General features: G+C 73.8%; 17 protein-coding genes. 7 read left to right on the top strand and 10 right to left on the bottom strand.

From position 1 onward, the window contains the following. Window positions 1-45: 45 nt before the first annotated feature. The 3 genes from L0965_RS00605 to L0965_RS00595 form a co-directional block, all read right to left on the bottom strand. Window positions 46-1,119, bottom strand: a complete 1,074-nt coding sequence (locus L0965_RS00605) for an ABC transporter substrate-binding protein (protein WP_101305302.1) — start codon at window positions 1,117-1,119, stop codon at window positions 46-48. 125 nt (window positions 1,120-1,244) lie between these two features. Then, window positions 1,245-1,808, bottom strand: a complete 564-nt coding sequence (locus tag L0965_RS00600; RefSeq protein WP_101305301.1) for an NTP transferase domain-containing protein — start codon at window positions 1,806-1,808, stop codon at window positions 1,245-1,247. Further along, on the bottom strand, window positions 1,805-2,932 hold the full coding sequence (locus L0965_RS00595) for an XdhC family protein (RefSeq protein ID WP_101305300.1): 1,128 nt from the start codon (window positions 2,930-2,932) through the stop codon (window positions 1,805-1,807). Before L0965_RS00595 ends, L0965_RS00600 begins: the two co-directional genes overlap by 4 nt. A gap of 146 nt (window positions 2,933-3,078) precedes the next feature. Between L0965_RS00595 and L0965_RS00590 the strand changes: the two genes are divergently transcribed. Both L0965_RS00590 and L0965_RS00585 read left to right on the top strand, forming a co-directional pair. Further along, on the top strand, window positions 3,079-3,882 hold the full coding sequence (locus L0965_RS00590; RefSeq protein ID WP_101305299.1) for a xanthine dehydrogenase family protein subunit M: 804 nt from the start codon (window positions 3,079-3,081) through the stop codon (window positions 3,880-3,882). Then, complete coding sequence (locus tag L0965_RS00585) at window positions 3,879-6,599, top strand: molybdopterin cofactor-binding domain-containing protein (protein WP_101305298.1); 2,721 nt, start codon at window positions 3,879-3,881, stop codon at window positions 6,597-6,599. Before L0965_RS00590 ends, L0965_RS00585 begins: the two co-directional genes overlap by 4 nt. Before the next feature lie 771 nt (window positions 6,600-7,370). Here the strand turns inward: L0965_RS00585 and L0965_RS00580 are convergent. Beyond that, complete coding sequence (locus L0965_RS00580) at window positions 7,371-8,747, bottom strand: amidohydrolase family protein (protein ID WP_101305297.1); 1,377 nt, start codon at window positions 8,745-8,747, stop codon at window positions 7,371-7,373. Window positions 8,748-8,840: 93 nt separating this feature from the next. Between L0965_RS00580 and L0965_RS00575 the strand changes: the two genes are divergently transcribed. Further along, the gene (locus L0965_RS00575; protein WP_101305296.1) at window positions 8,841-9,458 is read left to right on the top strand and encodes a TIGR00730 family Rossman fold protein; all 618 of its coding nucleotides are present in this window, start codon (window positions 8,841-8,843) and stop codon (window positions 9,456-9,458) included. 117 nt (window positions 9,459-9,575) lie between these two features. Here the strand turns inward: L0965_RS00575 and L0965_RS00570 are convergent, their stop codons facing one another. The 5 genes from L0965_RS00570 to allB all read right to left on the bottom strand — a co-directional run bounded on the left by L0965_RS00570 (window position 9,576) and on the right by allB (window position 16,683). Continuing rightward, window positions 9,576-10,868, bottom strand: a complete 1,293-nt coding sequence (locus L0965_RS00570; RefSeq protein ID WP_101305295.1) for an allantoate amidohydrolase — start codon at window positions 10,866-10,868, stop codon at window positions 9,576-9,578. After that, window positions 10,865-12,145 (bottom strand): alanine--glyoxylate aminotransferase family protein, encoded by a 1,281-nt coding sequence (locus L0965_RS00565; RefSeq protein WP_101305294.1) that lies wholly within the window; start codon window positions 12,143-12,145, stop codon window positions 10,865-10,867. The genes L0965_RS00570 and L0965_RS00565 overlap by 4 nt, the downstream gene beginning before the upstream one ends. Next, a complete protein-coding gene (locus L0965_RS00560; protein ID WP_101305293.1) occupies window positions 12,142-13,725 on the bottom strand; it encodes an AtzH-like domain-containing protein in 1,584 nt (527 codons plus the stop codon). Before L0965_RS00560 ends, L0965_RS00565 begins: the two co-directional genes overlap by 4 nt. Before the next feature lie 358 nt (window positions 13,726-14,083). Continuing rightward, on the bottom strand, window positions 14,084-15,226 hold the full coding sequence (locus tag L0965_RS00555; RefSeq protein WP_101305292.1) for an acetamidase/formamidase family protein: 1,143 nt from the start codon (window positions 15,224-15,226) through the stop codon (window positions 14,084-14,086). Beyond that, window positions 15,223-16,683, bottom strand: coding sequence for an allantoinase AllB (gene allB, locus L0965_RS00550; RefSeq protein ID WP_101305291.1), 1,461 nt, complete (start codon window positions 16,681-16,683; stop codon window positions 15,223-15,225). Before allB ends, L0965_RS00555 begins: the two co-directional genes overlap by 4 nt. Window positions 16,684-16,907: 224 nt before the next feature. On the opposite strand from allB, the gene L0965_RS00545 reads away from it, so the two are divergent. The 4 genes from L0965_RS00545 to hpxO all read left to right on the top strand — a co-directional run bounded on the left by L0965_RS00545 (window position 16,908) and on the right by hpxO (window position 19,665). Beyond that, the gene (locus tag L0965_RS00545; RefSeq protein WP_101305290.1) at window positions 16,908-17,552 is read left to right on the top strand and encodes a helix-turn-helix domain-containing protein; all 645 of its coding nucleotides are present in this window, start codon (window positions 16,908-16,910) and stop codon (window positions 17,550-17,552) included. Window position 17,553: 1 nt separating this feature from the next. Then, window positions 17,554-18,060, top strand: coding sequence for a 2-oxo-4-hydroxy-4-carboxy-5-ureidoimidazoline decarboxylase (gene uraD / locus L0965_RS00540; protein ID WP_101305289.1), 507 nt, complete (start codon window positions 17,554-17,556; stop codon window positions 18,058-18,060). Continuing rightward, entirely contained in the window at window positions 18,057-18,377 is a 321-nt protein-coding gene (gene uraH / locus L0965_RS00535; protein WP_101305288.1) for a hydroxyisourate hydrolase, read from the top strand. The genes uraD and uraH overlap by 4 nt, the downstream gene beginning before the upstream one ends. 97 nt (window positions 18,378-18,474) lie before the next feature. Next, entirely contained in the window at window positions 18,475-19,665 is a 1,191-nt protein-coding gene (hpxO, locus tag L0965_RS00530; RefSeq protein WP_101307122.1) for an FAD-dependent urate hydroxylase HpxO, read from the top strand. Between the two features lie 664 nt (window positions 19,666-20,329). On the opposite strand, the gene L0965_RS00525 is transcribed toward hpxO, so the two are convergent. After that, window positions 20,330-21,817: a chromosome partitioning protein gene (locus L0965_RS00525; protein WP_101305287.1), complete on the bottom strand. Its 1,488-nt coding sequence runs from the start codon at window positions 21,815-21,817 to the stop codon at window positions 20,330-20,332. Window positions 21,818-21,862: the final 45 nt, after the last annotated feature.

The raw sequence follows: 21,862 nt of genomic DNA, 5'->3' as shown, positions 1-21,862 counted from the left end.
GTCCGGGTGGCCGTGTCGGTCACGAAAGCTCCGTCGTCCCCGGCCTCAGCCCGCGTACGCGACGAGGCTCGGGTCCTCGGCGTAGACCTCGGAGAGGAGGCTGAGGTCGAACAGGTCGGATGCCTTGAGCGTGATGCCGGCGCCGGCGAGGCTCTCGATCGTCATGCTCTGGAGCTTGTCGGAGATGGTGAACAGGCCGTTGGCAACGGTCTCGTCCGAGACGACGAGCTCGTTCTGCGCCTTCGATCCGGCGAGCGTCTTGGCGGGGTCGAGCCCGAGGTCGGCGCCGTACGTCGACATGGCCAGGTCGGCACCCTCCTGCGGGTCGGCGAGCGCATCCTTCCAGCCGCGGATCTCGGCCTTGAGGAACGCCTTGAGCATCTCGCGCTTGTTGGCGATGGTGTCGTCCGTCGCCGCGACGGTCTCCGCGACGAAGGGGAGGCCGTTCTCGGCGAACGGGAGGTTGGTGGTCGCGATGCCCTTCATCTCCAGCGTGATCGCCTCGTTCGTGAGGTACGCGACGAAGCCGTCGACCTCGCCGTTGACCAGCGGTGCCGGGTCGTACTGGACGGGGACGATCGTCAGCTCGGAGGGGTCGATGCCGTTCGCGCTCAGCAGCGCCTTGAACAGCGACGCGTTGGAGTCCTGCACGCCGATCTTCTTGCCCTTCAGGTCGGCGGGGGTCGAGATGTTGCCGCCGCTCTTGAGCGAGAGGATCGTGAAGGGGTTCTTCTGGAACGTCGCGCCGATGATCTTGACCGGCGCCCCCTCGTTCGCGACGGCTGCGCCGACCGACACCGAGTCGCTGAGGGCGACCGTGGCCGTGCCGCTGGCGAGCTCCGCCACACCGGTGGACGGACCGGGGACGAGGTTCACCGAGGAGAACCCGGCCTCCTTGTAGTACCCCTTGCTGTCGGCGATGTACTCGCCGGCGAACTCCTCGTTCTTGATCCAGCTCAGCTGCACCGTCAGGTCGCCGTAGTCGGCCGCGGCCGACGCGGACGGGTCGGACGACGACGCCGACGAGGAGGAGCAGCCGACGAGGGCGGCGACGGCGAGGGCGGTGCCCGCAAGGGCGGCGGCGGCGCGGCGAGCGCGTCGCGAGGAAAGGATGCTCATGTGCTGTGATCTCCGTGTTCTTGACGGTTCTCTTCGGGGCGAGGACCTCGTGCGCCACCGGCGCGACTGCAAGCGACGCTAGGAGATGCACGTTTCGCGGACATCGGGGGTCTGTTTCGGGGCGGTTACGCCTCCGTCGGACGACGGTCGACATCGCGCCCGTGCCAGAGGTCGGCGCACTCCACCGTCTCCGCGCCGTGCGCGCGCAGGTAGCCGCCGGCGCCGCGGTCGGCACGCAGCGACGCCCCCAGCGGGCCCCAGTGGTCACGGCCGATGAGCACGGGATGCCCGGGAGCGCCGGCGTAGCGCGCCCGGCGGAGACTGCTCGGCCCGGCATTCCGCATCACCCGACGGCAGGCGGATGCCGGGAGCTCCGGGACGTCGACCGGCACCAGCAGCGCGGCCGCGGCGGCGGTCCCGGCGGCCGCGTCGAGGCCGGCCCGGACGGAGGCCGACAGCCCCTCGCGCCACCGCGGGGCGCGGACGACGACGGCCTCGGGGGGCACGTGGACGGCAGCGTCGTCGGCCGCGGCGCCCAGCACCACGAGCACCGGGTCGCACCCGGCGGCCCGGAGCGTCTGCACCGCGCGGGCCAGCCACGGCTCGCCCGCGGCGTCGCGCGCGAGCGCCTTCGGCCCGCCGAAGCGGGTGCCCGCACCCGCCGCGAGCACGATGGCGCAGACGGTCACCGACGCTCCACCGGAGCCCGCGGCACCGCGCAGACCACCGCGCGCGGCGCTCCGGGCCGCTCGCGCGTCGGCGGCGCCGGGTCGGTGCCGCCCGGCGCTGCGGGCCGCTCGCGCGTCGGCGGCGCCGGGTCGGTGCCGCCGTGGATCGCACCGGCGAGGGTCGACAGCGCAGCGCCCGACCCCCCGTGACGGTCGGCGACGATCTCGGCCAGGATCGACAGCGCCGTCTCGTCGGCCGAGACGGCGCCGAGGTCGAGGCCGATCGGAGAGCGCAGGCGCGCGAGCTCGCGGTCGCCGACACCGGCCTCGCGCAGCCGCCGCATCCGGTCGTCGTGCGTGCGCCGGCTGCCCATCGCGCCGACGTAGTCGGCACCGGAGGCGAGCGCGACGCGCAGCGCGGGAACGTCGAGGCGCGGGTCGTGGCTGAGCACGCAGATCGCGGTCGGGCCTTCGAGACTCTGCGTCGCGAGGTAGCGGTCGGGCCAGTCGACCACGACATCGGCTCCCGGGAAGCGGTCGACGCTCGCGAAGACCTCCCGCGGGTCGACGACCACGACGCGGTGGCCGAGGGCGGCGCCCAGCCGGGCGAGCGCGACGGCGAACTCGACGGCGCCGACCACGATGAGCCGTGGCCGCGCGCCGACCTCGACGACGACCGCGTCGGCATCCGTACCGGCGTCGCCGTCCTCGTCCCCGGCCTCGATGACGAATCCCGCGCCGGTGAGCGGCCCCGACGTGACGAGACGGAACCGGGTCGGGATGCCGCGGGCATCCCGTTCGGCCAGCAGCGCCAGCTGCGCCGCCGCCGCACCGGTCGGCGGAACCGGGCGCACGAGGACGTCCACCGCCCCGCCGCAGGTCAGGCCGATCGCGAGGCCCTCGCCGTCGCTGTAGCCGAAGGTCTCGACCGAGGCGTCGCCGGTCGCGATCGCCTCCAGAGCGCGCTCGTAGACGGCGCCCTCGACGCAGCCCCCGGACACGTTGCCGAACACCCCGGCCGCCGAGACGATCATGCTCGAGCCGACCGGACGCGGCGCGCTGCCCGACGTGCCGACGACCGTGGCGATCGCGAACGCTCGCCCCTCGCGCACCCATCGGGCCGCCGGGGACAGGATCTCGCGCATGGCCGCCACGCTAACCACCGCTCGTTGCGGGCCTGTTGCGGGCGCGTGAAACACGGGCGAAACGGCGCTCTGTTTCACTCGATCACCATCGGGCCCGCGCAGGCGAACGCGCCGCGCACCCATCGAACGAGTAACGGAGCAGCACCATGGACATCACCACCGTCCGCGCGTTCCGCCTCGCGCACACCCGCGACGACCTCGTGCTCGCGCCCGGAGAGGTCGTCATCGCGGGCGGCACGTGGCTGATGAGCGAGCCGCAGCCGGGGGTGACCGGCTTCGTCGACCTGACCGGGATGGGCTGGCCCGACATCGAAGTCGCCGCGGACGGCCTGCGCATCGGAGCCACCTGCACGGTTGCGCGTCTCGTGGCCTTCGCCGCGGAGGCACCGATCGAGTGGACCGCCGCGTCCCTGATCCCGGATGCCGCGAATGCCCTCCTCGCCTCGTTCAAGATCTGGAACACCGCCACCGTCGGCGGGAACGTCTGCCGGGCGTTCGCCGCCGGCGCCATGGTGTCGCTGTGCGTCGCCCTCGACGGTGTCGCCGAAATCTGGAGCGGGGCGGGCGATCGCGAGCTGCCGGTCGCGGAGCTGGTCACCGGCAACGGGACGACAGCGCTCGCCCCCGGTGAGGTGCTGCGCAGCATCCGCCTGCCGGCCGCCGCGCTGCGCTCGCGCGCCGCGCTGCGCAAGATCGCCCTCGCCGAGCACGGGCGCTCGGGTGCCGTCGTCACGGGCCGCGTCGACCCCGACGGCACGAGCGTCTTCACGGTCACGGCGGCCACGTGGCGCCCGACCGTGCTGCGCTTCCCCGCCGTGCCGGATGCTGCGGTCCTCGCCGCGGCGGTCGACGGCGCCGCGGGCTACTACACCGACCCCCTCGGGTCGGCGGACTGGCGCCGCGGCGTCAGCGCCGTGCTCGCCGAGGAGATCCGGAGGGAGCTGACATGAGGTGGACCGTCGACGGCGCCGAGAGGGATGCCGACCCCCGCCCCGGCCAGTGCCTGCGCACGCTGCTGCGCGAGACGGGGCACACGCAGGTCAAGAAGGGCTGCGACGCCGGCGACTGCGGCGCCTGCACGGTGCTGCTGGACGGCGAGCCGGTGCACTCCTGCCTCATCCCGGCGGTCCGCGTCGAGGGACGCGCCGTGACGACGGCGGCGGGGCTCGCACCCGGCGACGAGCTGCACCCCGTGCAGGAGGCGCTCGCCTCCGGTTTCGGCTTCCAGTGCGGGTTCTGCACGCCCGGCATGAGCGTGACGGCCTCCACCCTGTGCGCGTCGGATCTCGACGACCTCGACCGACGCATGAAGGGCAATCTCTGCCGCTGCACCGGCTACCGTCCGATCCGCGAGGCGATCATGACGGCCGTCCGCGAGACCGGACCGTCGCGCCGCGAGCGGGTCGTCGCTCCGCCGGAGGCGCCGCTCGTGGGGCGCTCGGTACCGCCGGAGGCCGGGCCGCGGCTGACGCAGGGACGCGAGCCCTTCACCTTCGACCTCGAGCCCGGTCATCCGGCGACCGACGCGCTGGTGCTGCGGCTGGTCACGAGCCCGCACGCCCACGCGCGGATCACCGGGATCGACGTCTCCGCGGCTCGCGCCGTTCCGGGCGTCGTGGCCGTCCTGACGCACCGGGACGTGCCCGACGTGCGCTACTCCACGGGTCGGCACGAGCACCGCACCGACGACCCCGACGACACGCGCATGCTCGACGACGTCGTCCGCCACATCGGCCAGCGGGTCGCCGCGGTGGTCGCCGAGACCGCCGAGGCCGCCGACGAGGCGTGCCGGCTCGTCCGCGTCGACTACGCGCCGCTGCCCGCCGTGTTCGATCCCGACGAGGCGCGACGACCCGGCGCCCCGCTGCTGCACCCTGAGCGCACGCCCGACGACCGCGTCGACGAGGCGGGACGCAACGTCATCGTTAGCGTGCACACCGGCCCCGACGTCACCGCGGCCCTCCGCGCGAGCGCCGTGACCGTCAGCGGCACCTGGCAGACCTCGCGCGTGAGCCACGCGCAGCTCGAGACCCACGGATCGATCGGCTGGATCGATGACGAGGGTCGCCTCGTCATCCGCTCCTCGACGCAGGTGCCGTTCCTCACGCGCGACGAGCTCGCCCGCATCCTCGGGCTCGACCGCGACCGCGTGCGGGTGCACGCCGCGCGCCTGGGCGGGGGCTTCGGCGGCAAGCAGGAGCTGTTCACCGAAGACCTCGTCGCCCTCGCGGTGCTGCGCACGGGCCGGCCGGTCGCGTTCGAGTTCACGCGCGCGGACGAGTTCCAACGCGCCGCCGTGCGGCATCCGATGCGGGTGAGCGTCACGCTGGGCGCCGACGACGAGGGCCGGCTCACGGCCATGGCGATCGACGTGCTGAGCGACACGGGCGCCTACGGCAACCATTCCCGCGGCGTGATGTTCCACTCGCTCGCCGAGTCCACGACGATCTACCGGGTGCCGCTCAAGCGACTGGACGCCGAGGTCGTCTACACGAACAACGTCCCCTCCGGCGCCTTCCGCGGCTACGGGCTCGGGCAGATCGTGCTCGGCGTGGAGTCGGCCATGGACATGCTGTCCGAGCGGCTCGGTATCGACCCGTTCGAGCTGCGGCGCCGCAATGCGGTGACACCGGAGGACGATCCGGAGCACGACGACCTCGTCTGGGGCAGCTATGGGTTCGACCAGTGCCTCGACCTCGCCGAGTCGGCGCTGCGGCGCGGCAACGGGGCCGAGGCGCCCGCGGGCTGGCTCGTCGGTGAGGGCGTCGCCGCCGCGATGATCGCCACGATGGCGCCTTTCGGCCACATCGCGCACACGAGCGCGACGCTGCGCGCCGACGGCACCTACCTGGTGCGCGCCGGGACGGCGGAGTTCGGCAACGGCACGACGACCGTGCTCCGCCAGATCGCCGCGACCGACCTCGCCGCCGATCCCGCCCGGATCGCCCTGTGGCACGCCGACACCGACGCGGTCGCGCACGACACCGGCGCGTTCGCGTCCGCCGGCATCACCGTCGCCGGCAAGGCGCTGCACGCCGCGTGCCTCGCCCTGGCGGCGCGACTGCGCGACGACGCGGCGGCGCTGACCGGCACGGATGCCGCCCACGCCCGACTCATGCCCGACGGCGTATACACACCCGCACGAGTGGTGTCTTTCGCCGAGCTGACGGCGGACGGCGAGATCTCGGCCGACGGCAGCGAGGCCGGCGAGCAGCGCTCGCTCGCCTTCAACGTGCACGCCGTGCGCGTCGCGGTCGATCCGCGGACGGGCGTCGTCCGCATCCTCCAGTCGATCCAGTCGGCGGATGCCGGATTCGTGATGAACCCCGCGCAGTGCCGCGGCCAGATCGAGGGCGGCGTCGCGCAGGGGATCGGCAGCGCGCTCTACGAGGAGGTCATGGTCGACGAGGGCAAGGTCGTCACCCCGGTCTTCCGGCTCTACCGCGTGCCCCAGTTCGGCGACGTGCCCGAGACCGAGGTCTACTTCGCCGACACCGCCGACGAGCTCGGACCCTTCGGGGCGAAGTCGATGAGCGAGTCGCCGTACAACCCGGTCGCGCCCGCGATCGGCAACGCGATCGCCCGCGCGCTCGGCGCCCGCCCGTACGTCCAGCCGTTCCGCCGCGACCGCGTCTGGCGCCTGGCGTCGCCGCACCGCGACGCCTGACCCGGCCGGGGTGGGGTGGGTCGGGTGGGGCTGGGGCGGGGCTGGGTGGGGCTGGGCGGGGCGGCGACCCGAACTGCAAGGCCTCGCGGCCGACACGCCGACCCCAGGCCCACGGATGCCGCGTGTCGCCCAGCATCCCTTGCAGTTGGGTCGACCTGAGTCGGGCATGGCGGCGGCATGGGGGGAGCAGCCTTGCCGACGCCCCGCCTCGCCCCGGCCGCCTCGCCTCACCTCGCCCGCGACCGAACTGCAAGGCCCCGCCGCCGACACGCCGCCCCCCGGGGCCGCGGACGCCGCGTGTCGCCCAGCATCCCCTTGCAGTTGGGTCGAGCTAGGTGTGGCGAGGACCGCGCGCGGGCGAGTAGCGGGCGGGCAAACTCGGTGCCCTCTCCGGGCCCCGGATCCCGCAGCCCGGCCGCCTCGCCTCGCCTCGCCCGCGACCGAACTGCAAGGCCCCGCGACCGACACGCCGCCGCCCAGGCCGCCGATGCGGCGCGTCGCCCAGCATCCCCTTGCAGTTGGGTCGAGCTGAGTCGGGCACGGATGTCGGGGGGCGAGTGAGCAGCCTTGCCGACGCCTCGCCTCGCCTCGCCTCGCCTCGCCTCAAGCGCGACCGAACTGCAAGGCCCCGCGACCGACACGCCGGCCCCAGACTCATGGATGCGGCGTGTCGCCCAGCATCCCTTGCAGTTGGGTCGAGCTGGGTCGACCTGGGGCGGGCAGCGAGCAAGGGCCACGCCCGACGGGGCAGGGCGACCGCGGCCGGCGGGGTCAGTGCGGGTGGCCGCGCAGCGGGAGGACGGCGGCCGGCAGCTCGTGCACCTTCGCCGACGCCTCCTCGGCGAGCGGATTGGTCGAGACCCCGTCGGCGTTGACGAGACGTCCGCCGACGTAGACGGCCTTGAGGTTTCGCGGACTCATCGCCAGCACGTACGAGCGCACGGGATGCCAGAGCGGTCCGACGTCGGGGCGGCGCGGGTCGACCACCACGAAGTCGGCGAACTTGCCGACCTCGAGCGAGCCGACCCGATCGGCGACGCCCATGATCTCCGCGGAGCCCAGGGTGTGCAGGCGCAGCATCCGCTCGGGCATCATCGACAGCGGGTCCTTCGTGCGCGCCCGCTGCGCGTAGATGCCGATGCGCATGTTCTGCCAGGGGTCGCTCACGTCGGTGCAGGCCTGGTCGTCGAGGCCGACGCCGACCTTCATCCCCATCTCGAGCATTTCGGGTACGAGCGCGGTCCCCGACGCGAGGCGCCCGTTGGATGCCGGTTGCCACGACATCGCCGCACCCCCGGCGACCGACTCCGCGATGATCTCGGGCGTCGTCTGGATGAAGTGGCCGAACACGAGCCCGAGCCCGAGGGCGCCGGCATCCCGGTAGAGCGCGAACTTGGACTGCTGGTGCTCGACGGCCTCCGGCGACTCCAGGAAGTGGGCCTGGTTGGTGACCCCGAACCGGCGCATCGCCTCGACCTCGAATGCCGCCGCATCCGGATGCGGCGACCACTGCACCTGGCCCATGATCGACGAGCCGAGGGCGAAGTCGGCATCGAACGTGCGGGTGTGGGCGACCTCCGCGGCGAAGCGGTCGAAGACCTCCTCGGGGGTGCCGGCGGTGACGTCCATGCCGGCGGCATCCACGAAACGGATGCCGGCGTCGCGCGTGCCGTCCGCCTGGCGCCAGTGGTACTCGAGGCCGCGCAGGCCCGCGGTGCCGGTGCGCTTGCCGTCGACCATCGGCTCCCAGGCCTGCAGCGGGTCGGTGAAGTTGTACGCCGTCGTGACCCCGTTCGACAGGAAATCGAGCGAGCCGTGCAGCGTCGCCCAGTAGAGCTGGTCGGCGCTCATGTGCGCGGTGGTGCCGAGCATCGCGTCGCACCAGCCGTAGAGGGTGTCGGCGACGCCGAGCCCGCGCAGGCCGCTCGTGAACAGATGCGAGTGGCTCGACACGAACCCCGGTGCGACGAAGGCTCCCGCGACGTCGAGCGTCTCGTCCGCGATCGTCCCGAGGGGCGGCGTGCCCGCACCGAGCGCGGCGATGCGGCCGTCGTCGCCCACCAGCATCCAGCCGTCCTCGATGTAGCCCGGGTCATCCGTGCCGGCGGGGACGGTGATCAGACGGGCGTGCGTGACGAGGAGCGACATGCTCTGCACGCTAATCAGGCCATGTTTCCGACCTGTCACGGCACGGAAACACCCGTGCACGGCCCGGAAACACGGGCGGATTAGCGTCTGTGCATGTCGCGATTCACGGTCACGGTCTTCTGCGGATCCTCCCCGGGCTTCGACCCGGTCTACGTCGAGGCGGCCCGCGCCGTCGGCACGGCGATCGGACGCTCCGGCATGGCGCTCGTCTACGGCGGCGGCCACGTCGGACTCATGGGCACGGTGGCGGATGCCGCCCTCGCGGCCGGCGCGGAGGTCACCGGAGTGATCCCGCGGGCGCTGCGGGCGCGCGAAGCCGTCAACGAGGACCTGACCGAGCTGATCCTCGTCGACACGATGCACGAGCGGAAGATGCTCATGGCCGACCGCGCCGATGCCTTCCTGGCGCTTCCCGGCGGACCGGGGACCCTCGAAGAGCTCACCGAGCAGTGGACGTGGGCGCAGCTCGGCATCCACGACAAGCCCGTGGGAGTGCTCAACGTCGACGGGTACTTCGACCCGCTGCTCGCGTTCGTCGCCAACATGCGCGACCGCGGCTTCACCCACCCCCGCTACACCGACATGCTCGTCGTCGCGACCGAGGCCACCGAGGCGCTCGCGCGTCTGCGCGACTACGTACCCCCGGCGCGCACCGCGGCCTCGCCCGGCGCCGAGATGACCGGAGCCCTGTCGCTGCCCGTGCGTCCCTAGCGCTTCCGGCGGCATCCGGCTCGGAGCGAGAAACCACTCTCGCACCGAGACACCCCCGCAGCGAAGGTTTCTCGGGGCGGAAGGTGTTTCTCGGGGCGTCGGGCCGGCCCGCGGCGGTCAGACGCGCTCCCGCCCGCGCAGCAGGACGGCTTCGGCGAGGGCGCGGATGCCGTGGGCCACATCGCCCGCGGAGACGGACTCGTCGGGGTGATGGCTGACCCCGTCGGGGTTGCGCAGGAACAGCATGCCGACGTCGGTCACGGCCCCCAGCGACATGCCGTCGTGCCCGGCACGGCTGAAGATCACGGGCGGGGCGTCCGACCGCGGCGGGAGGGTCGCGCGGATGCCGCCGGCCACCACGTCCTGCAGCAGGGGCGCACAGAACACCGCCGGCGCGCTGTGCACTTCGCGTGAGCGCCAGCGCAGTCCGCGGCGCCCCATGATGTCGTCCAGCTCGCGGGCCAGCGCGTCCCACACGCGGTCGCGTTCGCCGTCGAACTCGCCGCGCAGATCGAGCGAGAACTGCACCTCGCCCGGGATCACGTTGACCGCCCCCGGGAACGCCTCGAAGCGGCCCACGGTGCCGACGATGTGGTGCTCGGCGGAGCAGATCCGCTCCACGGCCAGGGCGGCCTCGCTCGCGCCCAGCAGCGCGTCACGACGCATGTCGTACGGCGTCCCGCCGGCGTGACGGGCCTCACCCTCCACCACCAGCTGGAACCGCCGCGCCGACGCGATCGACGAGACGACGGCGAGAGGCTCCCCGGCCCGGTCGAGCTCGGGCCCCTGCTCGATGTGCGCCTCGAGGTACCCCACCAGCTCGTCCGGTCGCCGCGCGGCCTCCCCGACCCGGGCGGGGTCGAGCCCGAACTCGAGGAACGCCCGGCGCAGGCTCACGCCGTCGGCATCCGCCAGCTCCCACCACGCGTCGTTCCACGTGCCGGCCACGGCAGACGATCCGAGCAGCGCCTTGCCGAACCGGGTGCCCTCCTCGTCGGAGAAGGCGACCACCTCGATCGCGAACGGCAGCGGCACGGTCCAGCCCTCGCCCGCCGGCACGCGCAGCAGCCGCACGACCTCGAGCGCCATCAGCACCCCCGCGATGCCGTCGTAGCGCCCGGCGTCGAGCACCGTGTCCAGGTGCGAGCCCAGCATCAGCGCGGGCGCCGCCGGGTCGCCGATCCGGCCGACCTGATTGCCCGCGGCATCCTGCCACGTGCGCATGCCCAGCTCGCGCATCCATTCCGCCGCCAGGCGATTGACGCGGGCGTGCTCGGGCGAGAGGTAGACGCGCTCGATGGATGCCGCATCCGCGCTCACCCGCGCGAGCTCCTCGCACCGGGCCATCACGCGTCGCGCGGCGGCGGCGATGTCATCGGGCGCGGCGCGCAGGAGGGATGCCGCGGTCACGGCGCCCCCGTGGGAGCGGGCGCGCCGGGGGCGTGCAGGGCGGCCGGGGCGGCGGCGAACACGTCGGCCGCGGCCTCGACGCCCCCACCCGCCGGCACCGCGGCACCGAAGCGCCGCAGCACGCTCTCGAGGGCGGCGAGGGTGGTGAGCACGGCATCCTTGCGCGCGTTGTAGCCCATCGTGCCGATGCGCCAGACCTTGCCGTGGAGCGGCCCGAACGAGGTGCCGATCTCGATGCCGAAGTCCTCGAGCAGGGCCGACCGGGCGGCATCACCGGGAACGCCCTCCGGGATCTCGACCGCCACGACGTTGCTCATCTTGTGGCCGACGTCGCCGAACACGACGAGGCCGAGCGCCTCGACGCCGGCGAGCATCGCGCGTCCGGCGAGCTCATGGCGGGCGATGACGCCCTCGCGACCCTCGACCAGCAGCAGCCGGGCGCACTCGCGGGCGCCGTAGAGCATGCTCGTCGCCTCGGTGTGGTGGTTCAGGCGGCGGGGGCCCCAGTAGTCGAGGATCTGGCCCAGGTCGAAGTAGTTCGAGCGGACGAAGTCGGCCGACGACTCGTCGCCGGGCTCGCGGATGCCCGCCTCGACCTTCTTGCGCGCCCGGATCACCTCCACCGCCCGCGGGCTCAGCGTGATCGGCGACGATCCGCTCGGACCCCCCAGGCACTTCTGCAGCCCGGCGGTCGCGGCATCCAGCCCCCAGGCGTCGGCCTCGAAGGCGTTCCCGCCCAGCGAGGCGGTGGCGTCGGAGTAGAACAGCACGCCATGGCGGCGGCAGAGCTCGCCGACATCCTCCAGCGGCTGGAGCATCGTGGTCGAGGTGTCGCCCTGCACGAGGGCGAGCAGCGCCGGCTTCACGCGCACGATCGCCTCCTCGATCACGGATGCCGGGAACACCTGACCCCAGTCGGTCTCGATCGTGTGCACCTCGGCGAGCGCCCGCTCGGCGATCTCGGCCAGCAGGTGCCCGAAGCGGCCGAACACCGGGACGAGCACCCGGTCGCCGGGCTTCACGAGCGAGACGATCGCGGCCTCGATGCCGGCACGGCTCGTGCCGTCGACGAGCAGGGTCGCGTCGTTGTGCGTGCTCCAGACGCCGCGGTACAGCTCCTGCGTCTCGGTCATCGTCGCCGTCATGAACGGGTCGTACTGGCCGACCAGCGGCGCCGACATCGCGGTGAGGACGCTCGGGTACGCCGAGATCGGCCCCGGGCCCATGAGCAGACGGGCGGGCGGGGCGATCGGGCCGGGAAGGGCGGTGGTGCTCATACGGATTCCGTTTCGGTGATGCGGGCGTGGAGGGCGCGGCCGAGGCGCACGAGGGCGATGTCGGTGCCGGCGCGCGAGACGAGGCTGACGCCGACCGGAGCGTCGCCGCGGTCGGTGGCGACCGTGAGCACCGGCACCGACAGCGCGGGGAGGCCGCCGACGGCGGCCGGCGTGGTCAGCCGCAGGGTGTTCTGGCGGACGGCATCCACCTGCGCGCCGGTGGCCGCGCGCGATGGCGCCGGTCCGGGCACCGTCGGCAGCAGCAGCACGGCGTCGCGGACGTGCGCGTGCAGTGCCTCGCGCAGCGGGGCGAGGGCGGCGCGGGCCGCGGCCTCGTCGGCCGCGGTCACGGCGGCAGCCGTCCGGAAGCGCTCGGCCACGGCGGGCCCGGTCGAGCCGGGGTGGGCGCGCAGCCAGTCGCCGTTGTTGCGCCAGGCCTCTGCACCCTGCACCGTCCGGAACGGCACGAGGTAATCGTCGAGGTCGCCCAGCGCGATCTCCTCGACCGGCAGGCCGGAGGCCGCGAGCATCCCCTCGAACGCCGCGCGCGTGGCCGGGTCGGCCGCCGCCAGGGCTTCGACCGGCACGCGGAACCGCCACGGCAGGTCGTCGCCGGAGGCACCGAACACCGATGCGGTCGAGTCGGAGCCGTCGTAGCTCAGGCACCAGTCCGCGACGGCCTGCAGCGTCGCGCCGTCGCGGGTGAGCCACCCGACGGTGTCGAACGACTGCGCGAGCGGGAGCAGGCCCTGGCGCGGCACGAGGTCGTGCGTCGTGCGCAGGCCCCAGAGTCCCTGGTACGACGCCGGCACCCGCACCGACCCGGCGGTGTCGGTGGCGAGGGCGACGTCGGCGTGGCCGAGGGCGACGGCGGAGGCCGGACCGCTCGACGAGCCGCCGGGGAGCGCACCGGGCACCGCGGCGTTGGGCGGGGTGCCGTAGTGTGCGTTGTCGCCGGCGATCGAGTACGCGAACTCGTCGGTGCGGGCGATGCCCCGCAGCGATGCCCCGCCGCGCAGCAGATCGCCCACCGCGGGCGCGCTCGTGGTCTCGGCGCGAGCCGAGGCGAGATAGGCCGGGTTGCCGGCGCCGATGCGATAGCCCTTGATCGCGAAGAGGTCCTTGACGGCCACGGTGAGACCGGCGAGCGGTCCGTCCCACGCGCCCTGGTACAGCGGGTCGCCGACGGTACGCCAGATCGAGCGGTCGAACGCGGCCGAGCGCGGCGTGACGTGCGCGGCGGTGATGAGCCACCGGCCGTCGATCAGCTCCCACACCTGCGTCTGCAGACCGGTGCCGCCCGTCGCGAACCGCGACACCGCGACGATGAGCGCGACCCCGTCGGCGAGCGGCCGGTACTCGACGCGCTCGATGGTGCGGGCCGACACACCGCCGCGAGAGCCGCGGAACGCGCTGATCGCGTCGTGGCCGACCAGCAGTCCGGCGCCGTCGCCGCGGAGAGTGCGGTCGCCGGGCGCGAACGCGGCATCCAGGGCGTCGAGGTCGTTCGCCAGGATCGCCCGCTCGTACGCCTCGAACGCCGCGCGCAGGTCGTCGGGCAGGGGCTGGTCGGCGGTCATCGGTGGCCTCCCCGCCGGTGTTGCTGTGGCGTCGGTGGTGGCGGTGGTGGCGGTGGTGGCGGTGGTGTCCCGAACTCCTCCACCGCGGGCCGCGCAGGCCGCGGGAGGTGCTCAGGGCCGGGCAATCCGGTCGAGATGGAGGAGTTCGGGGCGCACGCGGCACGCGAACCCGCCGCCGCGACCGCCGCGGAGTCGCTCGGGCAGCCGATGACCCGCCCGGGGGCTTCGCGCGCCGCGCGCGCGCCGGACTCCTCCACGCGCGGGGGCGCGGGCCGCGTCCGGGCGCCCCCGCCCCGCAACCGCAGCGAGTTGGAGGAGTTCGGGACCCCGACCGCGGCGCCCGTCCCCGCCACCCCGGTCACGCCGGGGCTCCCGACGGCGCCGAGGCACCCGGCACCGACCCGGCGGCGGAACCGGCGGCGGGCCGGACGGCGGCGAAGTCCGCCTCGCGGATGCGCGCGTGCACGCCGCAGACGATGTCGACGACCTGCGAGATGTCGAAGTCGGTCGCCGCCGACAGGTAGGCGTAGGCCAGGTGCTCGGCCATGCCGTACCGCGCCTGCAGCAGATCGAGGGCGGCGCGCACCGCCTTGCGCATCGCCTCGTCGAGATCGACGTCGAGCCCGGTCGGCACGAGGTACTCGTCGGTGCGGACGAGCGGTCCGGTCACCTCGCCGAACGCGGCGAGGGCCTCGGCCCGCGGCACCACGTCGAAGCGCAGCGTCGCGCGCAGCGACGCCTCCAGGGCGGTCAGCGCCACCTCGCCGTCGCCCTGCGCGAAGTGCGGGTCGCCGACGTAGGCGAGCGCGCCGGGCACCTGCACCGGCAGGTACAGCACCGCACCTTCGACGAGCAGGTTGATGTCGATGTTGCCGCCGTGCGCGCCGGGCGGCACCGAGTGCGGCCGCTCCTCGCCGGCGACGGCGACGCCCATCGTCCCGAGGAACGGCGCGAGCGGGAACCGCACGACGCGCTCGCCCCCGTCGACCAGGGGCAGGATGCCGCTGCCGTCCGACACCGGCGTGAACACGCTGACGTTCTCGGTCCCCCGCGGGAGCACACCGACCAGCGCGCCCTTGCCGTGCCGGTTGGAGATGACCCCGTAGGGCACCCGTGGGGCGAGGTCGACGACGGTGATCTTCAGCAGATCGCCCACCTCGGCGCCCGTGACGAAGACGGGTCCCGTGACCACGTGCGGACCGTCGGCGAGCGCATCGCGCGGGACGGTGGCGGCGATCTCGATCGCGTCGGTGAGCACGTGCGCGGCCGCCACTCCGTGCCCCGTGAAGTAGCCGAGCGGATCCTGCCCCTGATCGGGGAGGATGCCCTCGTGGCTCACGGTGTCCATGGTCACCGTCTCGCCCGCCGCGATCGTCAGCACCGGTGCGTCCGCGGCGCAGGGCAGTCGCCCCCACAGCACCGTCGCCGGGGATGCCGCGACGTAGTGGTCGCCGGGGATCGCCCCTTCGCGGGGCTGCAGGATCTCGAGGGTCTCGGTCATGATGTCGCTCCTTCGCGCACGTCGTCACCGGCGAACGCACCGGCACGGGGACCGGCACCGGCCAGCAGTTCCACGCCGGGCCGGGCCCGCGCCTCGTCATCGCCGGCGCGGTACACGACGGTACCGCCGACGAGCGTCGCGACGACCCCGCCGCGCAGCTCGCGGCCGTCCCACGGCGACAGCTTGTGCCGGTACAGCAGCCGCTGTGCGTCGACCGTCCACGACCGCTCCGGGGCGAACACGGTGAGGTTCGCCCGCGCGCCCGGCGCGATGACGCCGAGTCCCGGCATCCCGGCGATGCGCGCCGGCCCGGTCGTGAACAGCGGCAGCAGGCGCTCCAACGGGATGCCGCGGCGCGCCGCCGCGGTCCAGACGCTCGCGAAGCCCGTCTGCACGCCGGCGATGCCGCCCCAGGCGAGGCCGAAGTCGCCGCCGCCCGCGGTCTTGAGGGCGAGCGTCGCGGGCGAGTGGTCGCTGACGATCGCGTCGATCGTGCCGTCGACGACGCCTTCCCACAGCAGGTCCTGGTTGACCCGGTCGCGGATCGGCGGGCAGCACTTGAACGCGCTCGCCCCGTCGGGCACCTCTTCGGCCGACAGCGTGAGGTAGTGCGGGCACGTCTCGATCGTGAGGCGGATACCCTCCGCCTTCGCGGCGCGGATCAGGTCGAGCGCGTGCCCGTCGGCGACGTGGACGATGTGCGCACGGCCGCCGGTGGCCCGGGCCGCGTCGATCACCGCCGCGATCGCGGCCTCCTCGCTGACGGGCGGACGACTGCGCAGGAACGCGTCGTAGTGACGACCGAGCTCTCCGTCGGGTCCCGCCCCGACCTCGACGGCGGCCTCGTGCAGGTGGGCCTCGTCCTCCGCGTGGGCGATCAGCAGGCCGTCGAAGGCGGCGAGCTCGGTCAGCGCGGCGCGCAGGCCCGCGCCGTCGAGGTGTCCGAACTCGTCGATGCCGCTCGGCACGAGGAAGCACTTGAAGCCGACGACGCCGGCATCGGCCAGCTCACGCAGGCTGCCGAGGTTCTCGGGGACCGCGCCGCCCCAGTAGCCCACGTCCACGGCGAGCTTTCCGCCCGCGGCGGCCCGCTTCGCGGCGAGCGCCGCGGGCGTGGTGGTCACCGGCACCGAGTTCAGCGGCATGTCGAACAGGGTCGTGATGCCGCCGGCGGCCGCGGCGGCGGTGCCCGTCGCGAAGCCCTCCCAGTCGGTGCGGCCCGGCTCGTCCAGGTGCACGTGCGAGTCGACGAGGCCCGGCAGCAGCACCTCGTCGGGAGCGAGCACCACGACCTCGGCGGATGCCGCGGCATCCGCGTCGTCGAGCCCGTCGAGACCGCCGAGCCCGTCGAGACCGGCCACCTCTGCGATCACCCCGTCGACGATGCGCACCTGCGCGGGGCGGAACCCTCCGTCGATCCACGCGCGCTCGGCCCGGATCACCCTCACCTCTGCCACGGCGCCGCCTCTCTCGGGAATGGGTCCGACGCTAGCGAGGCGTCGTTTCGCGGGTGTTTCCGCCCGGACGCGCCGGGCTCGAGTGTGAAGCTATAGCTTCATCTTCGCGGCAGGATGTCTCCCGTGTAACGAGCATGTGAAGTCGCCCCTTCACAGATGACGAATCCGGGTCGAATCCCCGGCACCGGGCCGACGGGATGCCGCCGCCCGCTACGCTCTCGACCATGAGCCGCCTGTCCGCCGTCGACGCGTCGCACACCGCCGCGCCCGCGGACGCCGCTGATCGCGCGGCCGCCGGAGACGGCGACGGCGTGGGCGAGCGCCTGCGCGCGCTGCGGATCGCCCGCGGCATGTCGGCGCGCGACCTCGCGAGACGGCTCGGCATCTCGCCCAGCGCTGTCTCGCAGATCGAGCGGGGCGTCATGCGGCCGAGCGTGTCGCGCCTGATCGCCATCACCGACGAGCTCGACGTGCCGTTGACGTCGGTGTTCGACCCCTCCGGCGCACCGGCCCGGACGGGCGCGACGAGCTTCGGGCTGCGCCGCGCCGCCCACGACACGGCGATCCTCCTCGACGACGGCGTCGCCTTCCGCCGCATCTCCCCGGTCGCGACGCCCGGGGTGGACTACTTCGAGTCGACCTATCCGCCGGGGGCGACGGCGCACGGCGAGGGCGGACTGTTCCGCCACGAGGGCTACGAGATCGGCACGGTCGTCTCGGGCGAGCTGACCGTCGACTTCGACGACGAGCGCGTGGTCCTGCGCGCCGGGGACGCGATCAGCTATCCCTGCTCGCGTCCGCATCGACTCCACAACACGTCCTCCGAGCCGGCCGTCGCCCGCTGGCTCATCGTCCACGGAGCCCACTGACATGACCGACGTCCTCGCCCTTCCCGACTTCGACACCCTCGACCCGGATGCCGCGGCCTCCCTCGTGCGCGTCTGGGCCGCCGTGCCCGCGTGGATCGACGCGGTCGTCGCGGGACGCCCCTACGGCACGCGGGCTGCGCTGGCCGCGCGCGCGGACGAGCTCGCGCGCGCCTGGACGCGCGCCGACTTGGACGGCGCGCTCGCCCACCACCCGCGCATCGGCGACAGACCGCAGGGCGCGAGCGCCGAGGCGCACGCCTCGCGTCACGAGCAGGCCTCGATGTCGACGGCGGAGGCCGCGACGGCCGCCGCGATCGCGGCCGGCAACGCCGCGTACGAGGAGCGCTTCGGCCGGGTGTTCCTCATCCGCGCCGCGGGTCGCAGCCCCGAAGAGATGCGCGCGGAACTCGAGCGACGGCTGCACAACGACGACGAGACCGAGACCGCGGAGGCGCTCGACCAGCTGCGCCAGATCGCGCTGCGACGACTGGAGGCGACGATCGCATGAGCCACGTGACCACGCATGTGCTGGACGGGGCCGCCGGGGCCGCGGCATCCGGCGTCGAGGTGACCCTCGTCGACGCGGACGGCGACGCCCTCGCCGCCGGGAGTACGGATGTCGACGGCCGCCTCGCCCTCGGCCCGGAGGAGCTTCCCGCCGGCACGTACGCGCTCGTGTTCCAGACCGGGGCGTACTTCGCGGCGCGCGACACCGCGACCTTCTACCCCTCGGTCACCGTGACCTTCGCGGTCGCCGACGGCCGGCACCACCACGTGCCGTTGCTGCTGAGCCCCTTCGCCTACTCCACGTACCGCGGCACCTGATCCGCTCCGGTTCCGGCGGGACCGCCCCGGGCGCGGGATGCCGCGCGGTTACCCGGGGGAAACGTCGCGGTGACACGGCATCCGTAGCGTGACGGACATGAAGGTGATCGTCGTCGGAGCCGGTGTCGGGGGAACGAGCGCGGGGATCGCGCTGCAGAGACTCGGGCACGAGGTCGTCATCTACGACCAGATGCGCGAGAACCGGCCCGTGGGCGCGGCGCTGTCACTGTGGCCCAACGGCGTGAAGGTGCTCAACTGGCTCGGACTCGGCGACGAGGTCGCAGCTCTCGGCGGCGACATGGCCGACATGGTCTACCTCGACGGGCACACCGGCGAGACGATGTGCGACTTCTCGCTCGCGCCCGTCACGGCCCAGACCGGGCAGAAACCCTACCCCGTCGCGCGCGCCGACCTGCAGGCGCTGCTGATGGAGCGGTTCGGCCTCGGCGGCATCCACCTCGGCAAGCGACTGACCGACGTCTCCGACGACGGCACGACCGTGACCGCGACGTTCGCCGACGGCACCACCAACACGGCCGACATGCTCATCGGGGCCGACGGCGCGCGCTCGATCGTGCGCGCCTACGTGCAGCCCGACGGGGCGCCGCCGATCGAGCGGGAGTACTCGGGATACACGAACCTCAACGGGCTCGTGCCGGTGTCGGAGACCATCGGGCGCGCCACCGCCTGGACGACCTACGTCGCCGAGGGCAAGCGCGCCGCCGTCATGCCGATCGCGGGCGACCGCTTCTACTTCTGGTTCGACATCCCGCAGCCGTCGGGACTCCCCTACGAGCGGGGCGACCTCACCCCTCTGCTCGAGGCCTTCGGCGACTGGGCGCCCGGCGTGCAGGAGCTGCTCTCCGCGATCGACCCCGCGACCTCGCTCAACCGCGTGGAGATCTGGGACATCACCCCGTTCGACACCTGGACGAAGGGGCGGGTCGCCATCCTCGGGGATGCCGCGCACAACACCGCCCCCGACATCGGCCAGGGAGCGTGCTCGGCGCTCGAGGACGCGTTCGCCCTCGGCATCGCGTTCGCCACCAACACGCTCGACGTCGCCGACACCCTCCGCCGCTACGCCGCGATGCGGGTCGAGCGGGCGGGCGAGCTCGTGCTGCGGGCACGCAAGCGCGGGTGGGAGACGCACGCCTTCGACCCCGCCGTGACCGACGCCTGGTACGAGAGCCTGCGCGGCACCGACGGCGCCGGCATCATCCGCGGCATCGTCGGCAACATCGAGGACAGCCCCGTCAACCTCGGCGGCGGGTTGCTGCCCGGCTGAGCGGGTCGCTGGGGGCGGGTGGGGGCGGGGCCGGTGTTGCCCCTCCCGACCGAACTGCAAGGGATGCCGCGCGACACGCCGCTACACAGGGGCACCGGCGCGGGGTGTCGCCGCTGACGCCTTGCAGTTGCGCATGTTGGTGGGCGACGGCATCCGCCATCGCCCTTCCCGACCGAACTGCAAGGGATGCCGCGCGACACGCCGCCGCGCAGGGGCACCCGCGCGGGGTGTCGCCGCTGCGGCCTTGCAGTTGCGCACGTTGGTGGACGACGGAAGGGCGGCGGCATCCGCTCGATGCGGCGGCATCCGCCATCACCCTCTCCCGACCGAACTGCAAGGGATGCCGCGCGACGCGCGGCTGCACAGGGGCACCGGCGCGGGGTGTCCCCGCTGAGGCCTTGCAGTTGCGCATGTTGGCGGGCGGCGGGGCAGGGCGGGGCGGACCCAGTCTGAGTGGTTCGCAGGCGGTCAGCACGCGAACGAGTCACCGACCGGTCGTGCGGCGGCATCCGGGCCCACCCGCGGCATCCGCCTCGACCGAACTGCAAGGGATGCCGTGCGACGCGCCGCCGCACAGGGGCACCGGCGCGGGGTGTCGCGGCTGCGGCCTTGCAGTTGCGCGCGCAGCGGCCGCAGCGCACGGCGCAGCTAGCGCGCGGAGGGGTCAGAGGCGGCGGGCGATGGAGGCCGCAACGGTGAGCCACGCGTCGCGGCTCTCGGGCGAGAGCGCGTCGAAGTCGATCGGGCCGCCGTCGACCAGCGCGGCGTCGAACGGCACGTGCACGACCTCGGCGGTCACCTGCGCGAAGTGGCGCTCGAGGCGGTCGGCGAGCTTGCGGTCGGGCTTCGCAGACGGGGCGGCGAGGATCGTCACCGCCTCGTCGATCTTGTGATCGAAGCCCTTCTCGCGCAGGCCGTCGAGGAGCCACGCGGCGCTGGCCGCCGTGTCCTCGCGCACGGTCGAGACGATGACGAGCTGGTCGGCGGCGGCGACGGCCGCGACCCAGTTCGACGCGCGCATGTTGTTGCCGGTGTCGACGATCAGCAGTCGGTAGTAGCGCGACAGCACGTCGTGCAGGCGATCGAATCCGGCGGCGTCGATGGTCGAGGATGCCGCGGCATCCTCGTCGGACGCCAGCACGTCGAACCGCGCGTCGACCTGCGTGCGCACGTAGGTGTCGAGGGCGGCGAGGCTGGCACGGTCGGGCGTCGTGAAGCGGTCGAGGTCGTCGAGCAGGTCGACGGCCGTGCGGTGGTGGGGGGCGTGCTGCGCGCGCCAGCCGAGCGTGCCCCGGGTCTCGTTGTTGTCCCACGCGAGGGTCGCACCGCCGCGCTGGGTGCCGAAGGTGGCGGCGAGCAGCAGCGTCGACGTCGTCTTGTGCGCACCGCCCTTGGGGTTGAGGACGACGATCGTGCGCGGCGCGTCGAGCCGGCGCTGCACGAGGCGCTCGCGATCCAGCCGCGACTGCTCCGCCTTTCCGGGCCGCGGGGAGATCGCGCCGCCGGTCAGACGCCGGATCGCGCCGCGCCAACCCTCGGTCGCACGCGGCCGCGCCCGGTCGGCTCGAGAGTTGAGCAGGTCGTCGACCGTCGGCGTCGCGCGCTGCGCGGGGCTGCGCTGAGCGCCCTCCCGCCGCGTCGCACCGCTGCGCAGCGGTCCGTCGACCGTCGCTGTCGCAACGGCGGTCGTCGCCGACGTCGCCGGGGCGGCGGCCACGGGCTCCGCGGCGGTCTCCGCCGGAACCGGCTCCGCGACCGCGGCAGCGGGGGCCGTCGACAGCGGCACCGCCGAGATGGGGGCGGCGACCGAGGATGCCGCGACCGAGGAGACGTCCTCGGCCCCGGGGGTCGCGGCCGGAGCGGAAGCCGCAGCCGCAGGAGCGGAGGCCGCAGCCGGAGCGGAAGCCACAGCCGGGGCCGTGGCCTCCGTGAAGCTGCCGTCGGGGCTGACGACGAGCGCCCACCGAGTGGCGCCGTCGACGACCGTGGCGGTCACCGGCTCGCCGGCCGACGCGGCCATCAGGCGGATGGACTCCACGATGCGACTGCGCAGCCCTTCCTGCGTCGAGGCGAAGACCTCGTCGACCTCACCGGCGAGATGGATCTCGGCGGCGGTCTGCGAGGTGACGAGGACGGTCGGTTCGTAGGTCACGCCTACGAGTATCCCATCGACGCCCGCACAACACCCGGGAAGGGG

Source organism: Microbacterium sp. NFH-22A-Y (genome assembly GCF_021401375.1).
Taxonomy (GTDB): domain Bacteria; phylum Actinomycetota; class Actinomycetes; order Actinomycetales; family Microbacteriaceae; genus Microbacterium; species Microbacterium hominis.
Note: the sequence above shows the minus strand (reverse complement) of the source record. Positions and strands in the feature narration are given on the sequence as shown.

Coding starts and splice junctions, on each gene's coding strand:
- hpxO (WP_101307122.1), top strand. CDS start 18,475: ATGAAGGTGATCGTCGTCGGAGCCGGTGTCGGGGGAACGAGCGCGGGG.
- L0965_RS00555 (WP_101305292.1), bottom strand. CDS start 15,226: ATGACCGAGACCCTCGAGATCCTGCAGCCCCGCGAAGGGGCGATCCCC.
- L0965_RS00565 (WP_101305294.1), bottom strand. CDS start 12,145: ATGAGCACCACCGCCCTTCCCGGCCCGATCGCCCCGCCCGCCCGTCTG.
- L0965_RS00605 (WP_101305302.1), bottom strand. CDS start 1,119: ATGAGCATCCTTTCCTCGCGACGCGCTCGCCGCGCCGCCGCCGCCCTT.
- L0965_RS00585 (WP_101305298.1), top strand. CDS start 3,879: ATGAGGTGGACCGTCGACGGCGCCGAGAGGGATGCCGACCCCCGCCCC.
- L0965_RS00575 (WP_101305296.1), top strand. CDS start 8,841: ATGTCGCGATTCACGGTCACGGTCTTCTGCGGATCCTCCCCGGGCTTC.
- L0965_RS00545 (WP_101305290.1), top strand. CDS start 16,908: ATGAGCCGCCTGTCCGCCGTCGACGCGTCGCACACCGCCGCGCCCGCG.
- L0965_RS00560 (WP_101305293.1), bottom strand. CDS start 13,725: ATGACCGCCGACCAGCCCCTGCCCGACGACCTGCGCGCGGCGTTCGAG.
- L0965_RS00580 (WP_101305297.1), bottom strand. CDS start 8,747: ATGTCGCTCCTCGTCACGCACGCCCGTCTGATCACCGTCCCCGCCGGC.
- L0965_RS00595 (WP_101305300.1), bottom strand. CDS start 2,932: ATGCGCGAGATCCTGTCCCCGGCGGCCCGATGGGTGCGCGAGGGGCGA.
- uraH (WP_101305288.1), top strand. CDS start 18,057: ATGAGCCACGTGACCACGCATGTGCTGGACGGGGCCGCCGGGGCCGCG.
- uraD (WP_101305289.1), top strand. CDS start 17,554: ATGACCGACGTCCTCGCCCTTCCCGACTTCGACACCCTCGACCCGGAT.
- L0965_RS00590 (WP_101305299.1), top strand. CDS start 3,079: ATGGACATCACCACCGTCCGCGCGTTCCGCCTCGCGCACACCCGCGAC.